Genomic DNA, 15,898 nt, shown 5'->3' on the forward strand with positions numbered 1-15,898 from the left:
CGCCCAGGGCCGGCCTAGGCGTACCGCGTGCCGGCGGGCGCCGAGGGGGAGGGATGCATGACCGACACCACGCGGGAGTCCAGGGAGGCGACGGAGCGCACCCCGACCGAATACCTGTCGGCCGATCAGCGCTGGCGGGTCGTTCCCGCTCCGGCGCTACCGCCAACCCGCGGCGCGCACCGGCAGGACCTGCGCACCACCATCGCGGTCGATCTGGGACGGCTGGCGGCGTCGATGTCACGACGGCTCGGCATGGGCAGTGGCGGGATGATCGGCGGCAGACTCGCGTTGAGCGTACAACCGCGAGCCCTGCGAAGGCTGGCGTCCGGACGGCGTGTCGTGATGGTCACCGGCACGAATGGCAAGACGACGACCACGCAGATGGTGGCCGAGGCGCTGCGCTCCCGGGCTCCCGCGGTCAGCAACGGCACAGGCGCGAACATGCTCGACGGCCACGTCGCCGCGCTGATGACCCGGTCGGACGCCCCGTTCGCCGCGCTGGAGGTCGACGAGCTTCACCTGGTGCAGGTGACCGAGCAGTTCGAGCCGGCGGTGATCCTGCTGCTCAACCTGAGCCGGGATCAGCTCGACAGGGTCGGGGAGATCCGCACCGTCGTCGCGAGCCTGCGGCGCGCCCTAGCGCAGGCGCCGGGAGCGCAGGTGATCGCGAACCGGGATGATCCGAACATCGTCTTCGCCGCAGCCGGGCACCCGGCGGTCACCTGGATCTCCGGCGGGGTGCGGTGGAAGGACGACGCGTTGAACTGCCCGAACTGCGGCGAGTTCATCGGTGACACCGACCGGGGCTGGCGCTGCGCCTGCGGTCTGGCGCGTCCGGCGGCGGACTGGACGGTCACCGAGGCGGGGGCGCTCGCCGCGGACGGCTCCCAGCACGAGTTCGACTTGTCGCTGCCGGGCCACGTCAACCGGGTCAACGCGACGTTCGCGCTGGCCGCGGCGCTGCACCTGGGCTGTGATGAGGTGGCGTCGCTGGCGCGGATCGGCCGGATCTCGGAGGCCGCCGGTCGCTACCGAACGGTGCGACTGGCCGGTCGGGAGGTCCGGTTGCTGCTGGCGAAGAACCCCGCGAGCTGGCTGGAGATGCTCGACCTCGTCGGCCGCGAGGACCAGCCGCTGGTGCTGGTGGTCAACAGCCGCGAAGCCGACGGCCACGACGTCTCGTGGTTGTGGGACGTCGATTTCGAGGTGCTGCGCGACCGCCCGGTCTGGGTGGCGGGGGACCGGGCGCTGGATCTGGCGGTGCGGCTCCGCTACGCCGAGGTGCGCTGCGCCGTGGCGTCTGGTGTGGACGAGGCGCTGTCCGGGTCGGACCGCGGCGTGCCGGACGTGATCGCCAATTACACCGCCTTCCGCGACCTCGTGACGAGGAGCCGCCAATGATGCGCGACCGGGTCCGCCTCGCACTTGTGCTGCCCGACCTGCTGGGCACCTACGGCGACCGGGGCAACGCGCTGGTGCTGGCGCAACGCTTGAAGTGGCGCAACATCGACAGCGAAACGGTGACGGTTCTGTCCTCCTCCGACGCGGTGCCGGAATCCTGCGACCTGTACCTGATCGGCGGCGGCGAGGACGTCGCGCAGATCGCCGCGGTGCGGTTCCTGCACCGCGGTCCGGGGTTGCGGCGCGCGGTGGACCGTGGCTCACCGGTGCTGGGCATCTGCGGCGGTCTGCAGGTGCTCGGGACGAGCTTCGTCACCGGCGACGGCGTCCAGCATGGTGGGCTGGGCCTGGTCGATGCTGCCACCGCGCCGGGCAGCGGACGAGCGATCGGCGAGGTGACCACCCAATCCACGTTGGGCGGCGTCGGGATGCTCACCGGGTTCGAGAACCACCTGGGCCGGACCCGGGTCGGTCCCGGATCGCGGCCGCTGGGCCGGGTGACCCGCGGCATCGGCAACGGTCACGACGACGCCGAAGGCGCGGTCAGCGGGCACGTCGTGTGCACCTACCTGCACGGACCGGTGCTGGCGCGAAATCCGAAGCTGGCCGATCTGCTACTGGAGTGGGCGATCGGCGAACCCCTGGAGCCGCTGCCCGATCCCCCGGAGCTTCGTTCGCTGCGCTCCGAACGGACCCGGCTGCACGTGCGCAACCGCAAGTGATTCTCAGCGGCGGCGGACGATCCGGGCCAGCCGGTCGACGGCGGGTTTGAGTTCCGGGGCGCGGACCAGCGCCAGCACGCCGAAGCTGACCGCCAGCACCACGACCGTGTGCACGACCAGCGAGAACCACGCGTCGGTCACCGGTCCGAATGGGCCGAACGCGCTGCGCAAGCCGGCGAGGACCGCGATGCCGCAGCCGGAGCCGAGCAGGGTTGCCGCGAGCGTCCGCGCGATCCCGGCGAGGGTGCGCCTGGTGTGGACCGGGCCGACCCGGCAGTGCAACCAGATCTGGCCGGCGATCGCGCCGACCACGAAGCTCACCGACATCGCCGCGGTGACCCCGATGACCAGGTCGCGCGGATCCAGCACGGCGAGCACGACGTAGCAAAGCACGCTGCGCACCAGCACCATGATCACGTTGATCCAGGTGGGTGTGCGGGCGTCCTTCATCGCGTAGAACGCGCGGAGCTGCAGCATCGTGATTGCGAAGGGCACGACGCCCAGCGCGGCGGCGGCCAGTGCCCAGCCGAGCCGGTCGGCGGCGGCCAAATCGCTTGCCCCCAGCGAGAAGAACGCGACGCCGATCGAACCACCTGCCACCGCCAGCAGCGCGCTGATCGGCATCAGCAGCACGGCGCTCATCCGACTGCCCAACGACACGTCGGCGACGAATTCGACGGTGTCCTTGGCCGCCGCGGCGCGGCTGATCCGGGGCATCAGGGCCGTCAGCAGCGACACGCCGAGCACGCCGTAGGGGACCTGCGACAGCAGCCAGGCGTAGTTGAAGGTCGCGACGCTGCCGGTGGTGCCCTGCCCGGTGACGCGGGTGATCACCACCATGCCGACCTGGCTGACCAGCGTGTAGAGCACGACCCATCCGGCCAGCCCGCCGAACTCGGTCAGCCTGCGGTCCCAGCCCCACTGCCAGCGGTACCGGAAGCCGCTGCGGCGCAGCGAAACCGCCATGATCAACATCTGCGCGGTGATGCCCAGCGCGGTGCCGATGCCCAGGACCAGCAGTTTCGGTTCGCCCATGCGCACCGGGTGGGTGGTGATCTCGCCGGGTGCCATCGCGTACACCACAACTGTGGCGATCACGACGACGTTGTTGAACACCGGTGCCCAGGCCGGGGTGCCGAACACGCCGCGGACGTTGAGGATCGCCTGCAGCAGCGCCGACATGCCGTAGCAGATGATGCCGGGCAGCAGCAGGTACGCGAACGCCGTGGTCAGCGCGGCGTTCGCGCGGGTGTCGGGGCCGAGGTAGAGCTCCGTGAGCAGCGGTGCGGCGGCCACCGCGGCGGTGGTGGCCGCGACCAGCAGCACGCCACCCATGGTGATCATCCACTGGGCGTAGACCTCGCCTTGCCGCGCGCCCTCCTGCTGCGCCCGGACCAGCAGCGGCACGGCGATGCTCGTGAGCACGCCACCGAGCAGCAGCTCGTTCACCACGGTCGGCAGCGTGTTCGCGACGGTGTAGGAGTCGTTGACCATGCCCAGCCCGAGGACGGCCACCAGCAACACCTTCGCCAGCAGACCGCTGACCCGGCTGACGGTGGTCGCCACCGCCATCGCCGCGCTGGCTCGGGCCAGCGCGGTGCCGTGCACGCGGGAATCGGCTTGATCGACCACGACGCCCCCAGCTCTCGACCTCACCTGCGCCGACCGTGCCACGAAACGCCCGCCGTCGCCGCGCGACGCTCCACCGGCGTCCGATTCATGGCAACCTGATCACACCGACGTGAACGGGGGAGACGCATCGATGATCGTGATCGGCGGGCTGCTGCTGGTGTCCGGGGTGGTCGTGGCGATCGTGACCGGCGGAGACACGGCCGGGGGCTGGTTGCTGCCGGTTGCGCTGATCGCCGCCGGTGCCGGCATGCTCGTGGCCGGAACGGTCGCGGCGGCTCGGCGTCGCCGAGCGCTGCGGGCGGCGGTGCGCGCCCACCGGGCGGCGCCGGTGGGTGGCCCGCTGCGACGAGCCCGCGCGGTTCCGTCGATGATCGCCTCCACCGCGCGTGGCCGGAATCCCGCGCTGCCGCGCTACCAGCTCGCGCTCTGGCTGCTGGCCCTGGTGTACGTGGTCTCGCCGGTCGACTTCATCCCTGACTTCCTGCCGCTGCTGGGCATCGGCGACGACATCGGCGTCGGTACTTGGCTGCTGACCAGCCTGTACGCCGAATCGGGGAACTACCTCGCGGCGAAGGAGCAGCGCAGCGAGTTGGAAGCCGGATGACCGTCAGGTCGCGGTCGGCGTGGGCAGCTGCTTGCTGCCCCAACCGTTCGGGGCTCAGCCCTTGAGCAGCGAGCGGGCCATGACCATGCGCTGGATCTGGTTGGTGCCTTCGTAGATCTGGGTGATCTTGGCGTCGCGCATCATGCGCTCCACCGGGAAGTCGCGGGTGTAGCCGGCGCCGCCGAACAGCTGCACCGCGTCGGTGGTGACCTCCATGGCGACGTCCGAAGCGAAGCACTTGGCCGCGGCGGAGATGAACCCGAGGTTCGGCTCGCCGCGCTCGGCGCGGGCCGCGGCGACGTAGACCATGTGCCGCGCGGCTTCGACCTTCATGGCCATGTCGGCCAGCATGAACTGGACGCCCTGGAATCCGGAGATGGCCTTGCCGAACTGCTTTCGGTCCTTGACGTAGGCCAGCGCCTGTTCCAGCGCGCCCTGCGCGATGCCGACGGCCTGCGCGCCGATGGTGGGCCGGGTGTGGTCCAGCGTGCGCAGTGCGGTCTTGAACCCGGTGCCGGGTTCGCCGATGATCCGGTCGGCCGGGATAGTGCAGTCCTCGAAGTACAGCTCCGCGGTCGGCGAGCCCTTGATACCGAGCTTCTTCTCCTTCGGCCCCACCACGAACCCGGGGTCGTCGGCGTGCACCACGAACGCGCTGATGCCGTTGGTGCCCTTGTCCCGGTCGGTCACCGCCATCACGGTGTACCACTTGGATTCGCCGCCGTTGGTGATCCAGCACTTGCTGCCGTTGAGCACCCAGTGGTCGCCGTCGAGGCGCGCGCGGGTCTTCATCGACGCGGCGTCCGAGCCCGCCTCGCGCTCGGACAGCGCGTACGACGCGCTCGCCTCGCCGCTGGCGATCGAGGGCAGCACCTTCTTCTTGAGCTCCTCGGAACCGGACAGCAGGATCGGCATGGTGCCGAGCTTGTTGACCGCCGGGATCAGCGACGACGAGGCGCAGGCCCGGGCGACCTCTTCGACCACGATGCAGGCGGCGACCGAGTCGGCGCCCTGCCCGTCGTAGGCCTCCGGCACGTGCACGGCAGCGAAGCCCGACTTCTCCAGCGCGTCGCGCGCCTCGCGCGGGAAGCGCTCCTGTTCGTCGACCTCGGCCGCGTACGGCGCGATCTCCTTGTCGGCCAGGGCGCGCACCGCCTCGCGCAGCGCCTCGTGCTCCTCAGCCAGCTGGTAGGTGCCGAAGTTCGGGTTCACCGGGTCCTCCTGGTTCCCGGCTTCCCGGCCGGGGTAGTTCATCTCCGCCCGCGCGATGGCGGACACCTTGCGCCGCCAATCGTAACGGCACTGAGTGCCACTTCCAAGTCGGTGTCGGTGTATATTCCGGCCATGTCCGAGCCAGCGGCCCCGGCGCCCAGAACCCGCTCCGGCCGCACCCCGCACGGCCGCCGAAAGGTGCGCAGCGCCTTGGCGCTGGCCGCGATGGAGCTGTTCGCGGCGCAAGGCTTCGAAGCGACCACTGTGGACCAGATCGCCGAGGCGGCGGGAGTCGGTCGGCGCACCTTCTTCCGGTACTTCCGGTCCAAGGAGGACGTCGTGTTCCCCGGGCACGACGAACGGCTGGCTGAAGTGGTCGAGCGGCTCGACGCCGCCGACCCGGCGGCAGACCCGGTGGTGGTGCTCGGGCGGACCGCCGAGGTGGTGCTGGAGATGTACCTCGCCGAGCCGGAGGTCTCGCTCAAGCGCTCGGAACTGACTCGCGAGGTTTCTTCGTTGCGGGACAAGGAAATCGCCAGCATCGATCGCTACCAGCGGGTGTTCGCGCGTTACCTCCGCGATCGTTTTTCCCAGGAGCCGGGCGGGGACCTCCGCGCCGCGGTGGTGGCTGCGGCGGTGGTCGCGGCGCACAACCATGTGCTCCGGCAGTGGCTGAAGAGCGGGGGAGCGCTCGACGCGATGCAGATGCTGCGCGATGCGTTGCAGCAGGTGGCGGGCGCGATGTCGGGGCAGTGGGGCGAGGCGCATGCCGCCGAGGCGGGGGAGAACGTCGTTGTGGGCGTCGTGCGCACTGCGGCGCCTGCCGGCGTCGTGCTCAAGCACCTCGAAGAAGCACTGCGCGATCTCCGCTAGCGAGCGTGCGGCACCCAGTGTCAGAAATCATGTGACATGGAACGCTCGGTCAAAAAGATCGATTGGTTCTATTGTTTCAGTGTTAGCCGAATTTAATCGGCAAAACGAGGTTGTTGCGACGCGCTGCCGGGGTGGTCGGCACCAAACACCGCGTCGTAGCCGTGTTGCGATGTCGGTGGGCACGGTGGGGGACGTGCCGGGGTGGATCAGTCGTAGCCGCGGATCAGGTGGCTTTCGTCGTGGTCGTCGTGGTCCGCGCCGGGTGCGGTTTCCACGCGGTCCTGGGTGGGTAGGTGGATGTCCGGGGTGCGGGAGTCGGTGCGCTGCTGGGGGGCGGTGAAGTGGTCGGTGAGCGTCATACCCGGCTCCTATCGAAGCGGAAGTTATTGCCTGATGGTGCTTCTCGTGTAGGGAGATCGCATGCGCGGAGCGCGTTCGCTGATCAGAAATCGCCCGGTCGGGAGGGGTGGGCTGGGATATTGATCTCTATGATATCAGTGATGACTAAAATGAATCTTCCTATCGGAACGTCCATCAAGCACTTGAAAAAAGCAATGACAGGGCTCACGCCTTTGGTGTGAGCCGGATTCCGGCGCGGGTGCCGAGGTATTCGCCGTTGTCGACGACGGTTCGCCCGGCCTTGCAGACCCAGGGGATGCCGGCCGGTGGCCGCAGCGGGTCTTGGTAGTCGCCGACGTCGATGACCGTGTCGGCGTGGAAGGCGACCAGATCGGCGACGTGGCCGGCGGCGATCACGCCGCGGTCGGGGATGCGGAAGCACTGGGCGGGCAGCGAGGTCATCCGGCGGATCGCTTCGGGCAGGGTCAGCACGCCGCGCTCGCGGACGTAGCGGCCGAGCACACGGGGGAAGGTGCCGGTCAGTCGCGGGTGCGGTTTTCCGCCGGTGCCGGGAGGCAAGCCGTCGGAACCGATCATGGTCTGCGGGTCGGCCATGGCGAGTTCGAGGTCGGCCTCGTGCATCGAGAAGTTAATCATCGCGACGCGGAGGCGTTCGCCGACCAGGACTCTGATCAGCGCGTCGACGGGTTCGGTGCCGTCGGTCGCAGCGATCTCGGCGATGGTGCGGCCTTCGAAGCGGTGGCTGGCGGTGGTGGCGATGAGGATGCGGTCCCAGGCGGTCTGGTCGCCGATCGTGACGGCGAGGTCGTCGCGTCCGGTTCGGCTGCGCAGGCGCGCGAGGGTCTCGTCGGCGGTACCGGCGAGGTAGGTGGTGGGTAGCACGGCGGTGAGCATGGTCGAGGATGCGGTGTAGGGGTAGACATCCTGGACGACGTCGTGGCCGGTGTCGCGGGCCTGGTGGATCTTGTCCAGGGCGGGGCGCATCTTGCCCCAGTTGTCTGAGCGGGTGGCTTTGAGGTGCGACAGGTGGGTGCGTCCTGCGGTGGCGCCGATGCGAAGGGCTTCGTCGATGGATTCCAGCAGGGCGTCGCCTTCGTTGCGCATGTGCGTGACGTAGAGGCCGGTGCCGCCGAGGGCATCGGCGACGGCGGTGAGTTCGTCGGTTGTGGAGAAGACGGCGGGTGGGTAGATCAGGCCGCTGGAGAGGCCGAACGCGCCGGCGGTCATGCCTTCTTCCAGGGCGGTTCGCATGGTGCGCAGGGCGTCGTCGTCGGGTGCGGTGTCGGCCATGCCGAGGGCGGCGATGCGGAGGGTGCCGTGTCCGATCAGGGGGCAGTAGTTGGTGACGTAGCCGGCGGCGTCGGTGGCGGCGAAGAGGTCGTCGAAGCCGGTCCAGGTGAAGTCCAGCGGTGGGAAGAGGCGTTGCAGGAAGGTCGCGAGGGTGTCGGCGTTGCCGCGGGGTGCGAGGCTGAAGCCGCAGTTGCCGACGACTTCGGTGGTGATGCCTTGAAGGATCTTGGTGGTGTCGTCGGTGGTGAGCAGCGGGGCGTTGTCGGCGTGGGAGTGGACATCGATGAAGCCGGGGGCGAGGACGAGTCCGGTGAGGTCGCGTTGGGGGGTTCCGGCTGGGAGCGTGCCGGGGTGTTCGACGGCGGTGATGCGGTCGTCCTGGATGAGGATCTCGGCGGGCCGCAGGGGCGCTCCGGTGCCGTCGGCGAGGAGTGCGCCGGTGAGCAGTTCGGTGGTCACGCGGGTTTGCCTTTCGTGCTGCCGGTGGTGGGGTGTGCGGTGGAGCCGGGTTGCGGCGGCAGACGGGGTTGGCGCGCGGGGTGATCATCGAGCGGTTGATCGAGTCGGAGTTCGCGACGCGGGAGTGGTTGTTGCGGGTGCCGTGAGCGTGCAGGGTCGGTTCTGGCTGGGTCAGGCAGAACCGTGGGGTGTTGGGCTCAGGTGAGCAGGCCGGGTACGCCGGGGGTGGTTCGGCGGCGGCGCAGCCAGACCTTGCGGGTTCCGTCGGAGTAGAGGAGTACCCGGGAGAGTTCCCAGCCGGAGAATTCGGCGTGGATGCTGAGCTGGGTCGCTGCGTTCCAGCGGGTGATGCCCGGGGGCAGGCGCAGCGGCCGGTACTCCCAGTCCGGGTCGGTGTCGGTTCCGTCCGCGTTCACGGGTTTCACACTCTCACCACCTGGTATCCGGCGCCGTTGGCGGAGGCGATGTAGATGTCTCCGGTGTCTGGGTCGACTGCGACTGCGTTGGGTTGGGTGATGGTGGGGAGCCGGTGGCGTTCTTGGGGTTCGCCGCCGGCGATGTCGTAGCCGACGAGTTCGTTGGTTGCGGTCAGCGTGACCCAGGCTAGGTCGCGGGTGGGGTCGTAGGCGAGGCCGTAGGGGGCGCCGGGGACGGGGTAGCGCTGTTTCATGATCAGCGGGTCGGTGCTGAAGGCGAGGAGTTCTTGGCCGCGGGTGTCGATGGTGAGGATGCGGCCGTAGCGGTCCGTGACGGCGTTGGTGGCGCCTTGTCCGGCGCGTAGGCCTGCGCCTTTGGTTCCGGTGGTGGTGTCGATGGGGGTTAGTGCGGTAGTGAGGCGGTCGAGGACGACGATGCTGCCGTTGCGGGTGCGTAGTAGTTGTGCGGGGCCCTGGAATTTTTCGGTGGTGGCGGTGGGGTTGCCGTTTTGGAGGATGGTGACCGTGGCGGTGTTGCGAAGGATGATCGCGGTGTGGTTGCCGTCGAGGTCGATTGCGTCGATGGGGCCGCCGGGTACTGAGGTGGGTTGTGCGGTGGCGGTGCGCAGGTCGACGCGGGTGATGGTGTTGGCGTCGGGGAGTGCTGCGAGGAGTTGGCCGCGTTCGGCGTGCAGTGTGGCGGGTGCGCTGGGCAGGGTGACTGTGCGTTGGGTGTTGGTGCGTGTGTCGGTGAGGGTGAGGTTGGGGCCGCTGGCGAGTACGAGGGTGTGGGTGTCGTGGTCGTAGGCGGCGTGTTGCACCGGTGGCGCGGGGTGGACGGTTCCTGCTGGTGGTGTGGTTGCTGGGGGTGCGGTGGCGGGTGTTGCGGCGGTGAGGGTGTCGGTGACCTGGAGGGGGTCGCTGGTGGTGTCCATTCCGCAGCCGGTGAGCAGGGTTGCGGAGAGGCAGATGATGGCCAGCCGACGCAACGAGGCCTCCTTGGTGCCGGGTGCCCGCGGGGTGCGGTGCGTGTTGCTTGTTTCCAGCATCCCTGATCCGGCGGTGGGGGCTGTGTGGGGTGTGGTGGACGTGTCGGTGGGGTCAGGGCTGGGCGGGGTTGCGTTCGGGGTAGCTCTTGTTGGGGGTGCTGATGTCGTCGAGGGCGGCGCGGATGGCTGGGGGGAGGGTGAGGTCTTCGGCGGCGAGGGCGGTTTTGAGTTGGGTGGCGGTGCGGGCGCCGAGGACGGGGGCGGTGACGCCGGGGCGGTCGCGGACCCAGGCGAGGGCGACGTGGACGGGTGAGGTGCCGAGGCCTTCGGCGGCGGTGAGGACGGCTTGGACGATGCGGGCGGCGCGTTCGTTGCGGTGGTGTTCGACGTAGCTGGCGAGGTGGCTGGTGGCGCCGCGGGAGTCGGGTGGGGTGGCGTTGCGGTATTTGCCGGTGAGGACGCCGCGGCCTAGTGGTGCCCAGGCGAGCAGGCCGAGGCCGTGGTGTTCGGCGGCGGGGGTGACTTCGCGTTCGATGCCGCGTTCGAGCAGGGAGTATTCGACTTGGGTGGCGATCAGGGGGGTGCGGGTGGGGTGGGTGTTCTGGTGTGTGGCGGCGGTGGCGAGTTGCCAGCCGGAGTAGTTGGAGATGCCGGCGTAGCGGACGCGGCCGCTGGTGACGGCGGTGTCGATGGCGGAGAGGGTTTCGTCGAGGGGGACGGTGGGGTCCCAGGCGTGGAGTTGCCAGAGGTCGAGGTGGTCGACTTGGAGGCGGCGCAGTGAGTTGTCGAGGGCGGTGAGCAGGGCGCCGCGGGAGGCGCCGCCGCCGAAGGGGCCGGGTTTGCGGCGGGCGACGGCTTTGGTGGCGAGGACGATTTCGTCGCGGGGGAGTTGGGTGGTGAGGAGGTTGCCGAGGATTTCTTCGCTGTGGCCGTCTTGGTAGACGTCGGCGGTGTCGATGAGGGTGCCGCCGGCTTCGTGGAAGGTGGACAGTTGTTCGGCGGCTTCGTCGGCGTTGGTGTCTAGTCCCCAGGTCATGGTGCCGAGGGCGAGGCGGGAGACGCGGAGGCCGCTGCGGCCGAGTTGTCGGTGTTCCACGTTGGGTGAGGGTATTCGGTGTGGCGGGCGTGGTTGGTGAGGCTGAAGCGGCGGGTCTGGTTCTGGGTGTTCCGGATCACAGTGCTTGGTGGGTGTCGGGTTTGTTCGTTGTTCGCTGTGGTCAGTTGTTTGCTGACCTGCTGGGATGCGGGTTTGCGGGGTGGGGGTGGGTGGTTGTTGGGGATGTTGCAGGATTTGGGTTCCGGGCCCGGCGGCCGGTGGCCGGTGGGCGTACAAGAGTTTTCTCGATCGTCCTGGAGTGGGTTTCGTTGTCGTGGTTGCAGGCCATGGTGTTGGCCGTGGTCCAGGGGCTCACCGAGTTCCTTCCGATTTCTTCGTCTGGTCATCTGTCGATCGTGTCGAAGTTGTTCTTCGGTGACGATGCGGGTGCGTCGTTCACGGCGGTGACGCAGATCGGTACCGAGTTGGCGGTGGTGGTCTACTTCGCTAGGGACATCGTGCGTTTGGTGGCGGTGTGGTTCCGGGGTTTGGTGTCGGCTGAGGTGCGGCGGACGCAGGATTACCGGTTGGCGTGGTACGTGATCGTCGGCAGTTTGCCGATCGGGGTGCTGGGTTTGTTGTTCCAGGACTTCATCCGGTCGACGCTCCGGAGTTTGTGGATCACTGGTGCGACGTTGGTTGTGTTCGGTGTGCTGATGGGGTTGGCGGAGCGATTGGGCCGCCAGCGTCGGGCGCAGGACCAGTTGCGGTTGAGCGATGGCGTGGCGATGGGTTTCGCGCAGTCGTTGGCGTTGATCCCTGGTGTGTCGCGGTCGGGTGGCACGATCACGGCTGGTTTGGCGTTGGGGTTGGATCGGCCGACGGCGGTGCGGTTTTCGTTCTTGTTGGCGATTCCGGCGGTGTTCGCGGCGGGGTTGTCGGAGATTTCGCACGTGTTCGAGCCGAGCCCGTACGGGTTGCAGCCGTCGGTGGCGCAGATGGTCGTGGCGACCCTGGTGGCCGGGGTGATCGGGTATGCGGTGATCGCCTGGTTGTTGCGGTTCGTGGAGCGGCACAGCGTGTACGTGTTCGTGTGGTACCGGATCGTGTTGGGGTTGGTGTTGTTCGGGTTGTTGGGTTTCGGCGTCATGCAGCCGTGATCTGGTGATCGTTGGGCGCGGTCCGCACCGGGTTGGTGCGGGCCGCGTCGTTTTGTGGGGGTTGTGGTGGGTGGCGTCGGGGTTGGGCCTACCCTCGGCTGGCGTGGCGACTCTCATCCTGTTGCGGCATGCGCGGTCGGCGGCTAATGGTGCCGGGACTTTGGCTGGGCGTTCGCCCGGTGTCGGGTTGGACGAGACCGGGGTGGGTCAGGCGGCGGGCCTGGTGGACCGGTTGGCGGGGGTTCCGTTGCGGGAGGTCGTGGTGTCGCCGTTGCAGCGGTGCCGGGAGACCGTGGCGGGGTTGGCGGCGCGGCGGGGGCTTTCGCCGGTGGTGGAGCCGGATCTGGTCGAGGTCGATTACGGCGAGTGGACCGGGCGCAAGATTTCGGAGTTGGTGGGGGAGCCGTTGTGGAAGGTGGTGCAGCAGCACCCGTCGGCGGCGGTGTTCCCGGGTGGTGAGGGGTTGGCGCAGGTGCAGGCGCGGTCGGTGGCTGCGGTGCGAGCGCATGATCGCCGGCTGCCCGCGGATGTGGTGTGGTTGGCCTGCACGCATGGTGACGTGATCAAGTCGGTGCTGGCGGATGCGTTGGGGCTGCACCTGGATGCGTTTCAGCGGATCGTGGTTGATCCGTGTTCGGTGAGCGTGGTGCGCTATACGGAGACGAGGCCGTTCGTGTTGAAGGTCAACGACACGGGTGGGGATGTTTCGGGGTTGGTGCCGCCGGTGGATGCCGCGAAGTCGGGTTCGGATGCGGTCGTGGGTGGTTCGGCCGGTGTTTCGGAGTCTGGTCGCGGCTGACCTTGGGGTGTTCGGCTTGGTCGGCGGCCGTGGGTGTTTTTGGGTCGCTTTCGCGTCTTGAGGTGTTCACGGCCGCCCCCAGGTGGCGGTTAGTTGCGGAGTTGGACGAGGTGGCAGCGGGCGTCTTCGGGCAGGAATCGCTGGGTGCCGCCGGTGAAGCGGACGAGGACCTGCTGGTTGTTTGCCGGGGTGACCTGGTCGACGATGCCGACTGGGCCGATCGGGCCGTAGATGCGGATCGCGTCGCCGGGTAGCAGTTCGTCGGCGTTGACCTGTTCGACGTTGGTGGCGGCCGAGGCGGGCCGTAACCAGCGGGTGGTGGCGAACCAGGCGGCGAAGGCGGCGGCGGGCAGGATCAGCGGCAGCCAGGCGTGCAGGTCGATGAGCGCCAGGCCCAGCGCGGCGCCGGTGAGCGTGGCCCACAGTCCGGAGCTGATCGGGATTTTGCCCAGTTGCAGCCAGCCGGTGGTGCGGATGGTGCCGTCGGGTTGGTGGCCGCGGGGTGGTGTCGTGGGCTGGTTGGGGGAGTCGAAGTAGGTGTCGTCTGCGTCGGCGAGATCATCGCGGGTGGTTTCGTCGGCGGTGATCTTGCCGAGTGGTTCGCGGGCGGTGTCCTCGGGCCGGACCCGGGGGATTTCGGCGGTTTCGGTCACTGAGGGGTGCTCGGCCGGGATCGCCAGCGGCTGGTCGAAGCTGGTGTGGTCGGGGTTGAGCAGGGTGCGCAGCATGGTGACTTCCATGTCGCGGCGGTGCCCGCATTGCTGGCAGACCATGACGACGCCGGTGGGGGCGTCGTGGTCGGTGACGGTGGTCAGGGGGCCGTGCCCGTGGGGGCATTGCGGGGCGTGGGGGCCGTTTTCCAGGATGCGCAGGGCGCTGGCGTGGTGGCGGTCGGTGGGGTGGTCGTCGTCGGTGTTGTTCACCATTGTGTGGTCCACCTCAGTTTGCCGTCGTCGGCGCGTTCGCAGCTGGCGGCCGCGCCGGAGGTGGTGCGGCCGAAGTCGCCTTCCCGGGAGCAGCGTTCGCCTTCGTCGACTACCGGGCCCGGGTCGTCGTTGCTGGTGGTGGTGGGCCGGGGGCGGCCGTTGTCGCCGTTGTCGCCGTTGTGGCCCGGTGGGTTGGGCGGGCGGGTTGGCTGGGGTTGCTGCGTGGTGGGGGTGGCCGAGGTCGTGGGGGGTTTGGTGGTGGTGGTCGTCGTGCTCGGCGGCGTGGTCGGTTCCGGTTCGGTGGTCGTCGTGGTGGTCGGCGGGGCCATCGAGGTCGTGACCGGGGTGAGGTGGCTGACGGGCACACGCGGGGGTGTGGCGAGATCTTGGTTGCCTGTGGGTAGGGCGTTGATCACGCCGGCGCCGGTCGCGGTCAGCAGCGCGGCGGCGGGCAGCAGGCGTGCCGCCAGGGGGCTTTTCCACCACCAGCGGCGCAACTGGTCGGGGTGCTCGGCAGGCAACTGGCGACTCCGTTCGTGTTGTGCCGGTTTGTTCTCCCCGACCCGGCTGGCGCATCGTAGCGAATTCGTCACGGACTCGTGTCGTAAGCCGGGGTGGGCGCCGTGGGTTGCCGGCTGGTTGTCGGAGCGTATGGGACCAAGGAGTCTTGGCTGTGATCTCCATCGCAGCGTTGCGGGAGTGGGTGTGGGTCAACCGGAAACGCAGGTCCGGACACGAAGGGTCGTCGTCGTGATCATCCGATGTGGACTGTCCGCAGCGGACCGGGACCGGGCGCCGTGGGTATTGCGGTCGCTGGTTTCTTCGGCCGGGGTTAAGGAGGACTTATGTCTTGCGGCGGTGTCAGGCCGACATGCGGCGTTGCGTTTCCTGCGTCGCCGCGACGTCCCTGCGCAGTTCGTCCAGCGACAGTCCCACCGCGTCGGCGACCGCGGCGACGGTGAAGAACGCCGGGGTGGGGATGCGGCCCTTCTCGATCTTGCGGAGGGTCTCGGTGGAGATCCCGGATGCGGCCGCGATCTCGACCATGCTGCGTTCGCCGCGGGCGTCCCGCAGCGCTTGGCCAAGCAGTTCGCCCCGTCGCCGTTCGTGCTCGTTCAGCGGCACACGCACCATGGCCGTGATACTAAGTTCGGTATAGTTATTTGGGCCAGTGGTGTGGGAGAGACGCACGTGATCGAACTGAAGACAGCGATCGAGATCGACGCGCTGCGCGAAGCGGGGCGCGTCGTCGCCCAAGCGCTGCAAGCCGTCCGCGCGCACGCCACCGCCGGCAGCACGCTGCGCGAACTCGACGAGATCGCGCACACCACCATCACCGGAGCCGGCGCGCAACCGGTGTTCCTCGGCTACCGGCCCAACTGGGCACCCACCCCGTTCCCCGGCACCATCTGCGCCTCGGTCAACGACGCGATCGTGCACGGCATCCCCAATGGGCGAGCTCTGGCCGACGGCGACCTGGTCAGCATCGACTGCGGAGCCCGCCTGCAGGGCTGGGTCGGCGACGCGGCGATCACCTTCAGCGTGGGCCCGGCCCGCCCCGAGGACATCCAGCTGACCGAAACCACCGCGCAGGCCCTGGCCGACGGCATCGCCGCCGCCCGGCCCGGCGGCCACACCGGCGACATCGCCCGCGCCATCGGCGTCGTCGGGCGCGGCGCGGGCTACGGCATCCCCGGCCCCCTCGGCGGCCACGGCGTCGGCCGCGACATGCACGAAGCCCCGTTCGTGCCCAACGACGGCCCCGCCGGACGCGGCACCCCGCTGCGCCCCGGACTGGTCCTGGCCATCGAGCCGATGTTCCTCGCCGGCGGCAGCGACGACATCCGCACCGCCGAGGACGGCTGGACCGTGCTCACCAGCGACGGCAGCCGCGCCGCCCACGTCGAGCACACCATCGCCATCACCGACGACGGACCACGCGTGCTCACCCTGCCCTGACCCGCCCCGGAACTACGCGGTTCCGGGGTTTTGCGCGAAGCCCCGGAACCGCGTGGCGCA

The 15,898-nt window shown here is 69.2% G+C and carries 17 protein-coding genes; 7 read left to right on the plus strand and 10 right to left on the minus strand.

Features of this window, described 5'->3' with window-relative positions; all coding sequences use genetic code 11:
• The first annotated feature begins 57 nt into the window (after positions 1–57).
• Both ACRXBZ_RS40345 and ACRXBZ_RS40350 read left to right on the plus strand, forming a co-directional pair.
• On the plus strand, positions 58–1,401 hold the full coding sequence (locus ACRXBZ_RS40345; protein WP_433883559.1) for a MurT ligase domain-containing protein: 1,344 nt from the start codon (positions 58–60) through the stop codon (positions 1,399–1,401).
• The gene (locus ACRXBZ_RS40350) at positions 1,398–2,123 is read left to right on the plus strand and encodes a type 1 glutamine amidotransferase (protein ID WP_433883560.1); all 726 of its coding nucleotides are present in this window, start codon (positions 1,398–1,400) and stop codon (positions 2,121–2,123) included. The genes ACRXBZ_RS40345 and ACRXBZ_RS40350 overlap by 4 nt, the downstream gene beginning before the upstream one ends.
• A gap of 3 nt (positions 2,124–2,126) precedes the next feature.
• On the opposite strand, the gene murJ is transcribed toward ACRXBZ_RS40350, so the two are convergent.
• Complete coding sequence (murJ, locus tag ACRXBZ_RS40355) at positions 2,127–3,755, minus strand: murein biosynthesis integral membrane protein MurJ (RefSeq protein WP_433883561.1); 1,629 nt, start codon at positions 3,753–3,755, stop codon at positions 2,127–2,129.
• Positions 3,756–3,885: 130 nt separating this feature from the next.
• Between murJ and ACRXBZ_RS40360 the strand changes: the two genes are divergently transcribed.
• Complete coding sequence (locus ACRXBZ_RS40360; protein ID WP_433883562.1) at positions 3,886–4,359, plus strand: YkvA family protein; 474 nt, start codon at positions 3,886–3,888, stop codon at positions 4,357–4,359.
• A 54-nt stretch (positions 4,360–4,413) separates the two neighbouring features.
• On the opposite strand, the gene ACRXBZ_RS40365 is transcribed toward ACRXBZ_RS40360, so the two are convergent.
• A complete protein-coding gene (locus ACRXBZ_RS40365; RefSeq protein ID WP_433884117.1) occupies positions 4,414–5,613 on the minus strand; it encodes an acyl-CoA dehydrogenase in 1,200 nt (399 codons plus the stop codon).
• Positions 5,614–5,703: 90 nt separating this feature from the next.
• Here ACRXBZ_RS40365 and ACRXBZ_RS40370 point away from each other — a divergent pair, with 90 nt between their 5' ends.
• Positions 5,704–6,444 (plus strand): TetR family transcriptional regulator, encoded by a 741-nt coding sequence (locus tag ACRXBZ_RS40370; RefSeq protein WP_433883563.1) that lies wholly within the window; start codon positions 5,704–5,706, stop codon positions 6,442–6,444.
• 206 nt (positions 6,445–6,650) lie between these two features.
• Here the strand turns inward: ACRXBZ_RS40370 and ACRXBZ_RS40375 are convergent, their stop codons facing one another.
• From ACRXBZ_RS40375 to ACRXBZ_RS40395, 5 genes are all read right to left on the minus strand, one after another.
• Complete coding sequence (locus ACRXBZ_RS40375; RefSeq protein WP_168588740.1) at positions 6,651–6,803, minus strand: hypothetical protein; 153 nt, start codon at positions 6,801–6,803, stop codon at positions 6,651–6,653.
• 205 nt (positions 6,804–7,008) lie between these two features.
• A complete protein-coding gene (locus ACRXBZ_RS40380) occupies positions 7,009–8,553 on the minus strand; it encodes an N-acyl-D-amino-acid deacylase family protein (RefSeq protein WP_433883564.1) in 1,545 nt (514 codons plus the stop codon).
• Positions 8,554–8,750: 197 nt separating this feature from the next.
• Positions 8,751–8,978, minus strand: a complete 228-nt coding sequence (locus tag ACRXBZ_RS40385) for a DUF5703 family protein (protein ID WP_433883565.1) — start codon at positions 8,976–8,978, stop codon at positions 8,751–8,753.
• On the minus strand, positions 8,975–10,018 hold the full coding sequence (locus ACRXBZ_RS40390; RefSeq protein WP_433883566.1) for a YncE family protein: 1,044 nt from the start codon (positions 10,016–10,018) through the stop codon (positions 8,975–8,977). The genes ACRXBZ_RS40385 and ACRXBZ_RS40390 overlap by 4 nt, the downstream gene beginning before the upstream one ends.
• A gap of 52 nt (positions 10,019–10,070) precedes the next feature.
• Positions 10,071–11,054 carry an aldo/keto reductase gene (locus tag ACRXBZ_RS40395; protein ID WP_168588742.1) on the minus strand — a complete coding sequence of 328 codons (984 nt, stop codon included), beginning with the start codon at positions 11,052–11,054 and terminating at the stop codon, positions 10,071–10,073.
• Positions 11,055–11,323: 269 nt separating this feature from the next.
• Here ACRXBZ_RS40395 and ACRXBZ_RS40400 point away from each other — a divergent pair, with 269 nt between their 5' ends.
• The gene (locus ACRXBZ_RS40400; protein ID WP_433883567.1) at positions 11,324–12,154 is read left to right on the plus strand and encodes an undecaprenyl-diphosphate phosphatase; all 831 of its coding nucleotides are present in this window, start codon (positions 11,324–11,326) and stop codon (positions 12,152–12,154) included.
• A gap of 103 nt (positions 12,155–12,257) precedes the next feature.
• Complete coding sequence (locus tag ACRXBZ_RS40405; protein WP_433883568.1) at positions 12,258–12,953, plus strand: histidine phosphatase family protein; 696 nt, start codon at positions 12,258–12,260, stop codon at positions 12,951–12,953.
• 89 nt (positions 12,954–13,042) lie between these two features.
• On the opposite strand, the gene ACRXBZ_RS40410 is transcribed toward ACRXBZ_RS40405, so the two are convergent.
• The 3 genes from ACRXBZ_RS40410 to ACRXBZ_RS40420 form a co-directional block, all read right to left on the minus strand.
• Positions 13,043–13,879 (minus strand): hypothetical protein, encoded by an 837-nt coding sequence (locus ACRXBZ_RS40410; RefSeq protein WP_433883569.1) that lies wholly within the window; start codon positions 13,877–13,879, stop codon positions 13,043–13,045.
• On the minus strand, positions 13,873–14,400 hold the full coding sequence (locus ACRXBZ_RS40415; RefSeq protein ID WP_433883570.1) for a hypothetical protein: 528 nt from the start codon (positions 14,398–14,400) through the stop codon (positions 13,873–13,875). Before ACRXBZ_RS40415 ends, ACRXBZ_RS40410 begins: the two co-directional genes overlap by 7 nt.
• A gap of 340 nt (positions 14,401–14,740) precedes the next feature.
• On the minus strand, positions 14,741–15,013 hold the full coding sequence (locus ACRXBZ_RS40420) for a helix-turn-helix domain-containing protein (RefSeq protein WP_190813385.1): 273 nt from the start codon (positions 15,011–15,013) through the stop codon (positions 14,741–14,743).
• A gap of 57 nt (positions 15,014–15,070) precedes the next feature.
• Between ACRXBZ_RS40420 and map the strand changes: the two genes are divergently transcribed.
• Positions 15,071–15,838, plus strand: coding sequence for a type I methionyl aminopeptidase (gene map / locus ACRXBZ_RS40425; RefSeq protein ID WP_433883571.1), 768 nt, complete (start codon positions 15,071–15,073; stop codon positions 15,836–15,838).
• Positions 15,839–15,898 lie beyond the last annotated feature (60 nt).

Source organism: Saccharopolyspora hattusasensis (genome assembly GCF_050972075.1).
Classification (GTDB): domain Bacteria; phylum Actinomycetota; class Actinomycetes; order Mycobacteriales; family Pseudonocardiaceae; genus Saccharopolyspora; species Saccharopolyspora hattusasensis.

What these genes read in the sequence shown, in the direction of transcription:
- ACRXBZ_RS40345 (WP_433883559.1), top strand. Translation starts at nt 58, where the DNA reads ATGACCGACACCACGCGGGAGTCCAGGGAGGCGACGGAGCGCACCCCG.
- ACRXBZ_RS40350 (WP_433883560.1), top strand. Translation starts at nt 1,398, where the DNA reads ATGATGCGCGACCGGGTCCGCCTCGCACTTGTGCTGCCCGACCTGCTG.
- ACRXBZ_RS40360 (WP_433883562.1), top strand. Translation starts at nt 3,886, where the DNA reads ATGATCGTGATCGGCGGGCTGCTGCTGGTGTCCGGGGTGGTCGTGGCG.
- ACRXBZ_RS40365 (WP_433884117.1), bottom strand. Translation starts at nt 5,613, where the DNA reads ATGAACTACCCCGGCCGGGAAGCCGGGAACCAGGAGGACCCGGTGAAC.
- ACRXBZ_RS40370 (WP_433883563.1), top strand. Translation starts at nt 5,704, where the DNA reads ATGTCCGAGCCAGCGGCCCCGGCGCCCAGAACCCGCTCCGGCCGCACC.
- ACRXBZ_RS40375 (WP_168588740.1), bottom strand. Translation starts at nt 6,803, where the DNA reads ATGACGCTCACCGACCACTTCACCGCCCCCCAGCAGCGCACCGACTCC.
- ACRXBZ_RS40390 (WP_433883566.1), bottom strand. Translation starts at nt 10,018, where the DNA reads ATGCTGGAAACAAGCAACACGCACCGCACCCCGCGGGCACCCGGCACC.
- ACRXBZ_RS40410 (WP_433883569.1), bottom strand. Translation starts at nt 13,879, where the DNA reads ATGGTGAACAACACCGACGACGACCACCCCACCGACCGCCACCACGCC.
- ACRXBZ_RS40420 (WP_190813385.1), bottom strand. Translation starts at nt 15,013, where the DNA reads ATGGTGCGTGTGCCGCTGAACGAGCACGAACGGCGACGGGGCGAACTG.